Annotated in this window: 11 protein-coding genes and 1 pseudogene; 10 read left to right on the forward strand and 2 right to left on the reverse strand. The window is 68.4% G+C overall.

What is annotated here, in order from left to right:
- Positions 1 to 464: 464 nt before the first annotated feature.
- The 7 genes and pseudogenes from NGB36_RS01805 to NGB36_RS01835 all read left to right on the forward strand — a co-directional run.
- Positions 465 to 773, forward strand: a complete 309-nt coding sequence (locus NGB36_RS01805) for a cupredoxin domain-containing protein (protein WP_255918217.1) — start codon at positions 465 to 467, stop codon at positions 771 to 773.
- Entirely contained in the window at positions 770 to 1,762 is a 993-nt protein-coding gene (locus NGB36_RS01810; RefSeq protein ID WP_255918218.1) for a metallophosphoesterase family protein, read from the forward strand. The genes NGB36_RS01805 and NGB36_RS01810 overlap by 4 nt, the downstream gene beginning before the upstream one ends.
- On the forward strand, positions 1,759 to 2,259 hold the full coding sequence (locus tag NGB36_RS01815; protein ID WP_255918219.1) for a hypothetical protein: 501 nt from the start codon (positions 1,759 to 1,761) through the stop codon (positions 2,257 to 2,259). Before NGB36_RS01810 ends, NGB36_RS01815 begins: the two co-directional genes overlap by 4 nt.
- Before the next feature lie 212 nt (positions 2,260 to 2,471).
- The gene (locus NGB36_RS01820) at positions 2,472 to 3,503 is read left to right on the forward strand and encodes a DUF1611 domain-containing protein (protein WP_255918220.1); all 1,032 of its coding nucleotides are present in this window, start codon (positions 2,472 to 2,474) and stop codon (positions 3,501 to 3,503) included.
- Positions 3,500 to 4,684 carry a hypothetical protein gene (locus NGB36_RS01825; protein ID WP_255918221.1) on the forward strand — a complete coding sequence of 395 codons (1,185 nt, stop codon included), beginning with the start codon at positions 3,500 to 3,502 and terminating at the stop codon, positions 4,682 to 4,684. The genes NGB36_RS01820 and NGB36_RS01825 overlap by 4 nt, the downstream gene beginning before the upstream one ends.
- Entirely contained in the window at positions 4,681 to 6,468 is a 1,788-nt protein-coding gene (locus tag NGB36_RS01830; RefSeq protein ID WP_255918222.1) for an ABC transporter ATP-binding protein, read from the forward strand. The genes NGB36_RS01825 and NGB36_RS01830 overlap by 4 nt, the downstream gene beginning before the upstream one ends.
- A 642-nt stretch (positions 6,469 to 7,110) precedes the next feature.
- Positions 7,111 to 7,515, forward strand: a pseudogene (locus tag NGB36_RS01835) (alpha/beta hydrolase fold domain-containing protein); the annotation flags it as partial.
- 259 nt (positions 7,516 to 7,774) lie between these two features.
- Here NGB36_RS01835 and NGB36_RS01840 read toward each other — a convergent pair.
- The gene (locus NGB36_RS01840) at positions 7,775 to 7,915 is read right to left on the reverse strand and encodes a hypothetical protein (RefSeq protein ID WP_255918223.1); all 141 of its coding nucleotides are present in this window, start codon (positions 7,913 to 7,915) and stop codon (positions 7,775 to 7,777) included.
- Positions 7,916 to 8,454: 539 nt separating this feature from the next.
- Here NGB36_RS01840 and NGB36_RS01845 point away from each other — a divergent pair.
- The 3 genes from NGB36_RS01845 to NGB36_RS01855 all read left to right on the forward strand — a co-directional run bounded on the left by NGB36_RS01845 (position 8,455) and on the right by NGB36_RS01855 (position 11,827).
- Entirely contained in the window at positions 8,455 to 9,756 is a 1,302-nt protein-coding gene (locus NGB36_RS01845) for a Dyp-type peroxidase (protein WP_255918224.1), read from the forward strand.
- A gap of 76 nt (positions 9,757 to 9,832) precedes the next feature.
- Positions 9,833 to 10,882 carry a YVTN family beta-propeller repeat protein gene (locus NGB36_RS01850; RefSeq protein ID WP_269469689.1) on the forward strand — a complete coding sequence of 350 codons (1,050 nt, stop codon included), beginning with the start codon at positions 9,833 to 9,835 and terminating at the stop codon, positions 10,880 to 10,882.
- Positions 10,883 to 11,449: 567 nt separating this feature from the next.
- Complete coding sequence (locus NGB36_RS01855; protein ID WP_255918226.1) at positions 11,450 to 11,827, forward strand: hypothetical protein; 378 nt, start codon at positions 11,450 to 11,452, stop codon at positions 11,825 to 11,827.
- An 84-nt stretch (positions 11,828 to 11,911) separates the two neighbouring features.
- Here the strand turns inward: NGB36_RS01855 and NGB36_RS01860 are convergent, their stop codons facing one another.
- A complete protein-coding gene (locus NGB36_RS01860; protein WP_308288792.1) occupies positions 11,912 to 12,451 on the reverse strand; it encodes a hypothetical protein in 540 nt (179 codons plus the stop codon).
- Positions 12,452 to 12,530: the final 79 nt, after the last annotated feature.

The following is a 12,530-nucleotide window of genomic DNA, read 5'->3' on the forward strand; positions in this document are numbered from 1 at the left end:
CTCCCGTGAGATCGGCCACCGCGGCTCCAGCGTGTGTCATGCGTACACGTGAGCGGATCGGGCGCCGGCACTGCGCCGGCCGGAGAGTGAGAAGCGCGAGGTGCGGGCGACAGCCATCGCTCGACTGCACGTCATATAGCCGCCGTTGACCGGCTCCGGCCTATGTCTTCGCTCCCGCGCATGTCGTTACAGAGCAATCCGATCAGTAAGGACCGAGAACCATGCACTCGAACGTTCGTCCATCTCCTCGGCGGTCGCGCGTCGCGGCCGGCCTGGCTGTCGCCGCCGTCGTCAGCACACTGGGGCTGCTCAGTGCGTGCGGCGGGCCGTCGCATTCCTCCTCTGTGGGGGTCGGCAGTACCGGCATCACGCCCGGCCCGGGCCAGAGCCAGGCCGGCATGCCCGGTGCCAGCGGGACGGGGGGAGCGTCGAGTTCCGCACCGGGCGCCTCTGCGATGCCCAGCATGAGCATGCCCGCGAGTTCTCCGGCCGGCGGTGCGCCGAACGTGCCGGTGGCCGGGAATGCCGTGTCGATCAAGAATTTCGCGTTCTCGCCGGCCGTGCTGAAGGTCAAGGTGGGCACGACGGTGACCTGGACCAACCAGGACGGCGATGCCCACACCGTCACCAGTGCTGGTTCGGGTGGGCCCTTGAAGTCGGCTCCGCTGACTACCGGCGCCACGTACAGCTACACGTTCACCAAGCCTGGCACTTACGCCTACTTCTGCAGCATCCATCCGTTCATGACTGCGACCGTGGAGGTGACCCGATGAACGAGTACCCCGATGCGCACGACGAGACACTGGACGTCGGCTTCGAGCAGCCGGCTGGCGAACATGGGATGACTCGACGTCAACTTATCAGGCATGCAGGATGGTTCGGCGGTGCCGTGGTCTTGACCGTGGCCGGGGGAGAGGTGATCAGCCATGTCGCCGGCACCCCGGGCACCGCTGCTGCGGCTGCCGCAGGGGGCAGCGGCAGCGCGCTGCGGTTTGTGCAGATCTCCGACAGTCATATCGGATTCCAGGGCCCGGCGAACATGAATGTGGCCGGGACGTTCGCCGAGGCGATCAACCAGGTCAACTCTCTCGGCTTCAGGCCTGACTTCGTTATGCACAGCGGTGATCTGACCCATCTTTCCACGGCGGGCCAGTTCGACCAGGTCAAGCAGATGATGACCGGACTGCGCACGGAACGGGTGTTCACCGTGCCGGGCGAGCACGACTCGATCGGCGACGCAGGCCGCGCCTACCGGCAACGGTTCGGCCAGGGCACGCTGGGCGACGGCTGGTACAGCTTCGACACCCATGGCGTGCACTTCATCGCGCTGGTCAACACCCTGAATCTGGAGGCACTCGGCCACCTCGGCAACGAGCAGATCGACTTCGTCCGCAAGGACGTCGCGGGCCTGTCGTCCGACACCCCCATCGTGGTGTTCAGCCACATTCCGCTCTTCGCCATGTATCCGCAGTGGGGCTGGAGCACGGACGACGCCCTGCAGGTGCTCGCGCTCATGCGCCGCTTCTCCTCGGTTACCTGTCTCAACGGGCACGTCCATCAGCTGTTCACCAAGACGGAGGGCAACGTCACCTTCCACTCCGCCACCACCACCGCCTACCCGCTGCCCAAGCCGGGGCAGGGCCCCGGCCCGGTCCCCCAGGTGCTCCCGGCCGGGAAGCTGAAGGGCGCGCTCGGTATCCGCTCCGTCGGCTTCCGGCAGGGCACCGAGGCGCTGGCGGTCAAGGACGAGAGGCTGGCATGAACACCATTAGAGCCGTAGCCATCGCACTGCGTCTGGCCATCGTCGCCACGCTCGCTGCGAGCGGGTACATCCACGCCCAGCTCTACCTCGGCGAGTACCGCTTCATCCACATCGTCGGCGATCTGTTCCTGCTCCAGGCAAGCGCCTCCTTCGCGGTCGCCGTTCTGATCCTGTTCGCGGCACCGCTGCTGCTGAGGGCTGCGGCGGCCGGGGTGGCGCTGGGCGCGCTCGCCGGGTTCACCGCCTCCCGCACCGTGGGCGTATTCGGATTCACCGAACACGGCCTCCAACCCGCCCCGCAGGCCCTCCTCAGCATCCTCACCGAGACCGGCACCCTGCTGCTCCTGGCGGCCTGGCAGGCAGCCGCGATGCGACAACGCAGCAGTGCCCAGCCGCAAGAGGACGTCCCATCACGGAGCGGCCCGGCACCGCAGCGACCTTTCCACCGGCCAGGGCCCAGACCGGGCCAGGCGAGCAGTACAAGGGGCGACCAGTGATCCTGCCGCCGCAACGCGCCTCCCGGCGGTGTCGGACCGGCGGCCGCAAGTGGCCACCACCGTCGTGCCGCAGGCCGCCGTCCGGCGTCGAGACGGCCACCGCCCCGACCATTACCGCCGCGACGGCCGCGTGCCGTCGCAGCCGACCCGACGATTCCGTCAACAACGAAGGGCTCCTCACCGCCGAGGCTGAGGGCCTGCTGGGAGTACCAATGAGGAACCTGTTCACCATGAAGTGGAGCTATGTCACCCGCACTGTGCCCAATCCGGGTCGGTGTCAGCTCGGCTGGCCGTCCGCGCCGCCCCGGCTCGGCGATCTGGTGGTGGCTCAGGTCACCAGCGTGGGGGCCCACGAGCATCTGGAGGACGCGCATGGCCGCAGGGTGAAGCTCCACCCTGGCGATCTGGTGGTGGGCGCGTGCGGCAACCGGTACGCCACCGATTTCTACGAGGGCTACCACCGGCCCGGGCCGAAGGCGCACCTGCTCACCGCGGGCGGAGTGATCGGCACCGCTGTCTCCTGGCACACCAACTGCCCGGTGCCGACCGAGCTGGAGGTCCTGGGACCGTTGACGGACGACAACGATCAGCCCGTGTCGCTGGACCACTTCGCACGGCCCAGGCCGCCGTCCTCGCCACAGTCGCTCTCCGGCAGCGAACCGTTGGCGGTCGCGGTGGTCGGCTCGTCGATGAATTCCGGGAAGACGACCACGGCGGCGGGGCTGATCAGCGGTTGGACACGCGCCGGTCTGGTCGCCGGGGCGGCGAAGGTCACCGGCTCCGGAAGTGGCAAGGACCGCTGGACCTACATCGACGCCGGTGCCCGGTATGTTGTGGACTTCCTCGACTTCGGGATGTCCTCGACGTTCGGCTATCCGCCTGAGCGGCTGCTGGGGACGATGGCGGCGATGCGCGATGCGCTCATCCAGGACGGTGCCGACGCGATCGTGCTGGAGATCGCGGACGGCTTGCTGCAGGCGGAGACACGCCGGCTGATCGGCCACCTGCCGACTGTCTGCCGTGGGGCGGTGCTCGCGGTGGGTGACGCGCTCGCCGCATGCTCCGGGGTCGACCTGCTCCGTGCGGCCGGGGTGCCGGTGCTGGCGGTCAGCGGGCTGATCACGGCAAGCCCGCTGGCGTCCCGGGAGGCGGCGGTGGTCACGGGACTTCCGGTGCTCTCGCCTTCCCAGCTGGCCGGTGGCGCGGCTTTGGATCTGTTCGCCGACCGGGTTCCGACGACATGATGAGGGTCGCCGCCTACCTGATGGGGGATCACCCCCGTACGGACCGCCGTACCGGGCCGGGACTGCTGGCCGAAGTGGACCTCGACGCGACCGTGACCGGGCCCGCTGAGCTGACGCTGGCCGGGCTGACTGTACGAGACGAACGTGGCGACGACCTCTTCGGCGGTGCCGGTACGCAGGCGTGCCTCTTCGGCCCGGCGGCGGGCGGGGGCCCGCTCGCCGGGCCCGAGGCGGAGCACCAGGCCCGCGGCTTCGGGGTGACCAACACTGCGTATCACGCGGCGCGCGCCCTGGGTCTGGCCGCCCGGCTGCTGGACCGGCCGCTTCCGCCCCTGCTGATCCGGATCGGCCCGCACTCCGTGTTCGGCCGAGGATGGGGAGGCGGGCACTACCGTCTGCCCGGAGCGGCGTCGCCGCCGGAGCCCGACCTGCCGGAGACGGGGGGCGAGATCCATCTGGGCACCGGTCGCCGCTTCATCGAGGACGGTGATCCCCGGCGGCCCCGCTACTTCCACGTGCCCACGCACAATCCGGCGATCATCTACCACGAGGTCGGTCACCACATCTGCCGTCACACCGCCGACTTCCGGGCGAACCGGCTGCGCCCGCCGCTCGACCAGCACAACGGCAAGGTCGCCCTCGACGAGGGCACGGCCGACTTCATCACCGCCGTACTGCTCGGCACGCCGGACATCTACGGCTGGCACCGCGGACACGTGCCGCCGTGGGACCCGCGCCGCCGACGTCTGGACGCCCGCTGGACCGCGGCCTGGCTGTGTCCGGGCGGCGGCCAGGCACACGCCAATGGCACCGTGTGGGCGTCCGCCCTGTGGACGGCACACGAGCGGGTACGCCAGGCCGACAGCGCCGATTTCACCCGCGCCCTGTTCACAGCGATGAACCGATTCGGCAGCCATGAGGGAGAGGTGACGGAGGAACAGCGACGGCGGTCCCGCTTCTCCCAGCTGCTGCGCGAGCTCCTCGCCGCCGATCCGGCCATCGCCCCGACGGTGACCGCCGCCATGGCCGACCATGGCATCCTCCCTTACGGCCGCAACTGCGAACTACGGGCGCGGATGCAGGGCCGCTCCACAGCGCTGCCTGCACAGACAGCGGACGGCGCGTCAGACGCCGGTCCGGCGCCCGGACCGGCGCCGACTCCGGCGGAGGTCCTGTCGTGACCCGGACCAGGACCCAGGGCATGCGGCGCGCGGACCAGAGGCAGGTACTGTGGCGGTTCCGCGGCTACAGCACGCCGTACCTCGGCATGCTCTCACTCGGCCTGGGCTTGCGGATCTGCGAGATGCTCGCCGACCTCGCCACGCCGTGGCCGATTGCCGCCGTCGTCGACCGGGTGCTCGGCGCGACCTCCGCACACAACCCGCTCACCCAACTGCTCGGCACCTTCGGCACCGGCAAGGCGGCCATGCTCGCCACCGCGGCCGGGGCAGTGCTGCTGACCGCCGCCGTCTCCGGGGCGTTCGACTACTCGGGCGACCGGGTGATGAACGGCATCGGCGAGCGGATGAGCGTGGCGATCCGCGCGGACGCCTACGCCCACTTGCAGCGTCTGCCGATGAGCTATCACGACAGGCAAGCAGTAGGCGAGTCGACCAGCCGGATCATCACCGACTGCGGCCGGATCAAGGACAGCCTGGTCGCCCTGTTCTCCACACTCTTTCCCGGAATGCTCTCGGTCGGCAGCTTCGCATTCGCGCTGCTGTGGCTGAACTGGCGGTTCGGCGTGATCGGCATCGGCTGCATGCCGCTGGTCTACCTGATCGGAGTACGCAACCGCAGACTCGGCCACCAGGCGGCACGCCGTGAACGCGAGGCGGAGGGCCACCTTGCCGCGCTCGTCACCGAAACCCTGCACGGCATCCGCACGGTCCACGCCTTCGGCCGCCAGGACCTGCACGACCACCGCTTCGCGGTGGAGAGCGAGGGCGCGTTGCAAGCAGGACTGGCCACGACCCGGGTCCAGGCGCTCCGGGTGCCGCTGCTGGAGCTGGCGACTGCGGGTGGCATCGCGCTGCTGCTGTGGACCGGTGGATCCGGGGTGCTGAACCATTGGTGGAGCGTCGGCCAGCTGGTGGTGGCGGTCAGCTATCTCAACAGCATGGTCTCGCCGATCAAGTCACTGTCCCGGCTCTCAGTCACCTTCGCCCAGGGTCAGGCCTCCGGCGAGCGCATCCTGGGAATCCTGGACGAGCCGTGCAGCCCGGCGCGGAGCGAGGCCGGGCTACCTGTCCGAGCCGCCGGCCGGATCGACTTCCAGGGCGTTTCGATGTGCTACGGATCCCGGCCCGCCCTGCACGGCCTCGACCTCACTGTCCTGCCGGGCGAACGGGTCGCGCTCATCGGCCCGAACGGCGCCGGGAAGTCCACCTCCCTCGCCTTGATCGCGGGCTTGTACCAGGCCACCCACGGCTCCGTGCTGATCGACGGCCGCGCGACCACGGAGCTTCCGGAGACCTGGCTGCACCGACAGGTCGCGGTCGTACTGCAGGACACCTACCTGTTCCCCGGCACCCTGGCCGACAACATCCGCTACTCGCGCCCCGACGCCGACGACGCAGAAGTGGCCGAGGCGGCCCGGGCCGCGCTCGTCACCGACTTCGCCCTGCACCTTCCCGACGGACTCGCCACCCGGCTCGGGGCCCGCGGCACCGGCCTGTCCGGCGGGCAGCGCCAACGGGTGGGCATCGCCCGCGCGATGCTCGCCGACGCACCGATCGTCCTGCTGGACGAGCCGACCTCGGGCCTGGACGCACACGCCGAGCGGCTCGTGATCGGCGCGCTGGAACGGCTGGTCGCGAGCCGGACGGTGGTCATGACCACGCACCGCCCGGCACTGCTCGACATGGCAACCCGCACTGTCCACCTCCCGGCCCGGGACACCGGTCGCCGCACCACCGGAGGGCGGGTGCCGGACGCCTGTCTGCCCGGCGGCCGGCCCGCCTGACACGGCCGATCCGGCCACTGTCAACCGGCTGAGATGAATCGGGAAAGTCCGGCGAATAGGGGCAGTTATCCGAGATCGAATATGGCAGTGAATGGCCAGGCACGGCTGTGACCTCGATTTCCGCGGGAAAAGTGGGCTCAGAAGCGGTTGGCACAGGCCTGCCGAGTTCCAGAACGGAGGTATTCCAGCAATTCCCCCCGGCAATCGACTCTTAACCACCAGTTCACGCGCACGGTGCCGCTACGGAGGTTTTCCATCCCTAAGGCGCATTCACCAGGCAGATTTCCTCGCCGCGATTCCGGCGACAGCGGCCGTGGGTATTGGCCATGGATATAGGGACGGGTCTGAAGGGCGGACGAGTCGGCCTGTGTGCCGGGGCAGTGCCAACGTTCGCGGGATGCAGAAGCGTGATGCCGCGGCGGAAGCGAAGTGCGAAGCGGCCGAGGCCGACTGGAGCTGTCCGTCAACCCGGACAATTCCGCGCACGGATGCCCGGTTCCCGGGTGCGGCCTTGCCGCGCCGCGGGTCGTGCCCGAACACAGCAGCAGGTGGCCGACACGAGATGCGGCTAAAATACCCATATAAGATTATTCAAGGCCTGAAGGTTGGACTCTGAGGGACTCAACTGATCGCGCGGGCGTGATGTACTACCCGGTCACGGATGCGGCGATGGACACCGACTCGTACGAGGATTTCGCGACCGGCTACTACCTCAGCCGCAAGCTGATGGAGTGGTTCTGGGACGCCTACACCACCGACCCGAAGCAACGCGCGGAGATCACCGCATCCCCCAACCACGCCACCGTCGAGCAACTCACCGGCCTGCCGCCCGCGCTGCTGATCGTCGACGAGGCCGACGTGCTGCGGGACGAGGGCGAGGCATACGCCGCCAAACTCCGCGCCGCGGGTGTACCGATCACCACGGTGCGCTATGACGGTACGGTCCACGACTTCATGATGCTCAACTCGCTCAGCCAGTCCAAAGCCGCCAGAGGAGCAATCGACCAGGCCACCGCATTCCTGCGCGACGCACTCGGGACCACCTGAAGACTCGTTTCTGACCGCCGGATCATCGAGCCCCATGGTCGTGCCGGCCGCGGCCGTGACGAAGGACGCCGTTCACCTGAGGTCGTCGTCCGGCCTGGGCGACCTGGAACACCACGGTGGCAGAACCCCGGCGGGAGTGCTCGCCCGCACCCGGCAACGTTTCCTCGCCCTCGCCCTCGCCGCCGTCGTCGGAGACGGACGGGGGACGGCGGGTCCGGCACGGCCGTCGCCCCACCGCAGAACGCGGCCGTCCCCGGACTCACTCCTCGGGCAGGCCTTCCTGCGGCTGGTAGGTCCTGCTGAACGTCGCGCCGCAGCGGCAGCGGGACATCTCGATCAGCTCGCCGTCCTCGGTCACGCCGAGACTGTGATTGACGCGTACGTGCACGTGCTCACCCATGACGGGGGTAACCTCCGCGTGATGGTTCCATCCGTTCCGCCGCAGGATGCGCCGGAACATCCCAGTCATGCGCAGATGGCGCGGTATGGCAATGACCTGCGTCACTCTTGAAGGCCGAGCACCCAACCGACCCCGGGCGCATGGAGGCGAGCGCCGGGGCCCGGGGGCGAGGGTGGTCTGGTCCGCTCAGCGGCGCTGCCACTCCTCGGCCGGCGGCTGGTAAGACCTTTGTCTCTTCGGTAGAGGTGTGGGGGCGCCGTCGGTGGTGGAGCCGCCGTGTCGGCGCCTGCACCACCAGCCCCACACTCGCCTGGCACACCCGGGATGCAGGTGAGCACTCACTGTGGTCGTATGTCGCTGTCGGTTATCCACACGTGCTCTAGGGGAGCCCCCGGCTCTTCCGACTGGGGTGCGGCCGGTCGCAGTCCGGACGCTGATGGGAGGCGACCGCCACCAGTCGTAGCCACACGGTTCGGTCGGGCGAGGCATCGTGCCAAGTCACAGGTGCACACCACCGTGCTCGTTGTGAGAGGGAGAACATGGGCGACGAGATAGGTTCTGCCCTGGCGGACGGGTGGACTGGCGAAGGGTGTCCGGCGGGTCTCTTCGCGCGACGATCGATCCTTCAGGGCACAGCCGCCGGTCTGGTCGGGGCGGCGGGCGGGAGCCTGCTTGGCAGCGATGAGGCTATCGCCCAGGGGGGAGGCGGCAGCGACCGGACGACCGGGCATCTGATTCCGTTTCACGGCTACCATCAGGCAGGCATCGCCACCCCGCCCCAGACGGTCGGGGCGTTCACCTCCTTCGACGCAACAGCCTCGGACCGCGCAGAACTCATCGAGCTCTTCCGTACCTTGACCGCGCGGGCCCGCTTGCTCACCGCAGGCCGCACCGAACCGAACGCGTCCCCGCTCGCGCCGCCGGCGGACAACGGCATCCTGGGACCCGGAGTCGTGCGGGACGATCTCACGATCACCGCCGCCGTCGGCGCGAGCTTGTTCAACTCGCGCTACGGCCTGCAGGCCCGCAAACCCGTCCAACTCAAGAGGATGAAGCCGTTTCTCCACGACGACCTGGACCCCGAACTGTCTAACGGCGACCTGTTGCTGCAAGTTTGCGCCGGACACCGCGACAGCACCGTGCACGCGATGCTCGACATCCTGACCCACACCAAGGGCATGCTGAAGCAGCGATGGAGCTTCCACTGCCAGCGCAACCCGCCTCGCCCCACCGGAATCCCCCGTGACTGGTTCGGTTTCAAGGACGGCATCGCCAACCCCGACATCACCAACACCGCCCAGCTGGACAAGGTGGTCTGGGTGCAGCCCAACACCGACGAGCCGGCCTGGACGGCGGGCGGGACGTACCAGGTGGTGCGCGTCGTCCACTTCTACCTCGAAGCATGGCAGAGGGTACCGCTTGCTCAGCAGGAACGGATCTTCGGACGCCGCAAGACCAGCGGCGCCCCCCTGTACGCCCTCTCCGACGACGCTCCGGACACGTTCGATCCCATTTACACCAACGACCCGCAGGGACTGATCACCCCGCTGAACTGCCATGTCCGCCTGGCCAATCCTCAGACCCCCCAGACCGCGTCGACCAGCACCATCCTGCGACGCAGCTACGACTACGAGCGCAGTCCCGACGTGAACGGCCGCCCGGATCTCGGGCACGTGTTCTGCTGCTTCCAGCGTGAGCTCAACACGTACATCGCCATGCAGACCAGGCTGGAAGCCGAGGCGCTCGTGCCGTACATCAGTCCGCGTGGAGGAGGTTACTTCTTCGCCCTTCCGGGAGTGCGCGACGACCAGGACTACTTCGCCCGCGGGCTGCTGACCTGACTGCTTCTTCCGGGCCGGTTGTGCGGGAGGCGGTCCGGCCACAGACCGACGATCCGCGAAGTGCCCAGGAGGCGAGATGCGTTTCCCCCGGCGAACCCCGACCCGAAACCACACCGACGGCCGCCCGCGCGCGAAGGCCCTCGTCGGCATCGGGCTGCTGCTGGCCTGCGGCCTCCTCACCGCGTGGCTCGTCCCGGCATCGCCGCCGCCGTCGCCCTCCGCCGCCCCGCTCGCGGGCGTCGTTGGCCGCGTGTACGTCACCAATCAGCTCGACAACACGGTCTCGGTGATCGATGCCGGTACCAACAAGGTCTTCGCGACCGTTCCGGCCGGCACGGCGCCCGAAGGCATTGCGATCACCCCGGATGGCAGGTACGCGTATATAGCCGACAACGGATCGGCCAAGATCTCGGTGCTCGACACCCGGACCAACAAGATCGCCGCCACCGTGCCGGTAGGGAACAAACCCACTGCTGTCCGCCTGAGCCCGGGCGGCGGCTCCCTCTATGTTGCCAACGGCGGTTCGGACAGCGTCTCGGTGATCGACACCCGAACCAACCAGGTGACCGCTTCGGTCCCGGTCGGCGTCTCCCCTGTGAGCGTCGCTATCAGCCGCGACGGTGCCACGGCCTACGTCGCCAACTCCGGATCGCGTAGCGTTTCGGTCATCGACACCCGTACGCAACGCGTCGTCCGCAGCGTGCCTGCCGGCCGCTCCCCGGTGGGCGTCGCCGTCACCCCGGACGGTGAATCGGCCTATGTGGCCAACGAGGCGGTAGCAACCGTCTCGGTCGTAGGACTCGGCGCACGGGCGGTTACCGCCACCGTCCCGGTCGGCGAAGGCCCCTTCGACGTAGCGCTGGCACCTGATGGCTCAAGGGCTTATGTCGCTGATCTCGGCCCAGGCAAGGTATCCGTGATCGACACCCGTAGCCACCACGTCTCGGCCACCGTTGCCGTGGGCCCCCCGGGCACCGACCCGTTCAACCTGGCGGTCACCTCTGGCGCGGTCTACGTCACGGAGCAGGGAGCGGGCATCCTTACGGTCATCAACCCCAAAAGCCTGAAGGTCGTCGCAACCGTGACGGTCGGCACCAGCCCCTATGGCGTGGCGGTGAGTCCGTGACCGCGGTGTCACCCGCTTCGAGCGGTCAATCCCGCACCTGGCGCAGGCCGGGTCGACAACAGCGTCCGGATCGGCACGTCCGTACGGATCACAGCCAGGTGCAGCGCTGCGCCCGGCCCGGCAAGGGCTGGACTGATCAGGACGGGGCACGCGGGCCGGTGCCGTCCGCACCTCGAGACTGGAATGGCCGCGATACTTCAGTTGCTGACGGCCGTGGACGAAGGCATCGGCGCGCTGTTTCGGGATCCATCCGGGGCACGTTCACCCTTTCAAGGACGCTGTCGGTGTCCCCGGCGAATTCGAGCCGATCGCCGCCATGGCGATCGGTTACGACGCCGAGGAGCGCGAGCGCGATCTGCGGGCCGGACGGCGGCCGCTGCAGAGCATGGTTCACTACGGCACGTGGAACGGGTGAAACCCACTCGAGCTCTGGTCCATCAGGGTGAAATATTTGGCCCGAGCGAGTGAATGGCGTGCGTGGCGTGGTATCTGTTCGACGGTTCCGGTTATATGCGGTGGCATGGGTGTGCCGTGCCCCGTGAATCCCCGAAATCGAGGAGCGTCAAAGTGAGAAATACCCTGCGCGCGAGCGCCTTGATAACCGGAGCGTGTGGCCTTTTGCTGGCCGCGGCCGGACCGTCGTTCGCCCAGACCCAGCGCGCACCCACTGGCGGCTTTGGCTCCGGCGGCTGGGGCGGCGGGTTGAAATCCATCGACAGCGACACGATCGCCGACTTCCGCATCTTCTTCCACTGCTCGTCGCCCTCCCGGACGTGCATCAACGGGCCGGTGAACAGCGGCAACCTCTGGGGTTCCCAGAACCTCTGGTGGAAGTCCGGCGCCGCCGACGACAGCGGCAGCCCCACCAACACCAACGGCAACACCAACGGCCACATCGAGACCCACGGTCCGCAGGGCCCCAAGGACATTCAAACCGTCCGCTAGGACGCAGGTCAGATACACCGCCGTGATCGCCTGGCCAGTCCTTCCGGGCGAGCACGGACGGCGTCCAAGGCGAGCGTGATCAGGTCAGTGGCGGCCCCTCGCCTTCTGCCGCACCTCCTGCGGCGGCTTGGCCGCACCCTGCGACAACCCCCCGGCGGGGGCGGCACCGCCGGGGGGCGGATCGGCGTGAGCGCCCATGACGGAGTCTCCACTGTTCGTGGAACCGTTCGTGTTCGCAAGGTTCCCGCTGCTGGTGGGGTTCCCCTGGTTGAGGAAGTTCCCGCTGTTCTGGCTGTTTCCGCTGTCTGCCGGACCGTTCACGTCCAAGATGTTACCGGTGTGATAGGGATTTCCCTGGTTGGAGAAATTCCCGCTGTTCAGGCGGTTGTCGCTGTGCGCCGGGCCGTTGATGCAGGGGTGTGGAGAACTGCTCACAGGTGATTTGTAGTTGTAGTCGACGAGGTGGTTGTTGCACAGTACGCCGGAGACCATCCTGCCCAGCGTGCCCACGTCGATACCCACCAGTGAGGAGAGCAGGGATTGTGGCGACGGCTGCGGCGCCGGTTGCGCGTGCGCGGTTCCGGCGCCACACATCACCAGCCCACAGGTGCCGACGACGGTCACGGCCTGCGCGACTCTTCTCACAAAGCTCACCATCCTCTGAATACGCTCCTGCGGGCCTAATCGTGCGGCATCTGCTACG

Source organism: Streptomyces humicola (assembly GCF_024436035.1).
In the GTDB taxonomy this organism is placed as follows: Bacteria; Actinomycetota; Actinomycetes; order Streptomycetales; family Streptomycetaceae; genus Streptantibioticus_B; species Streptantibioticus_B humicola.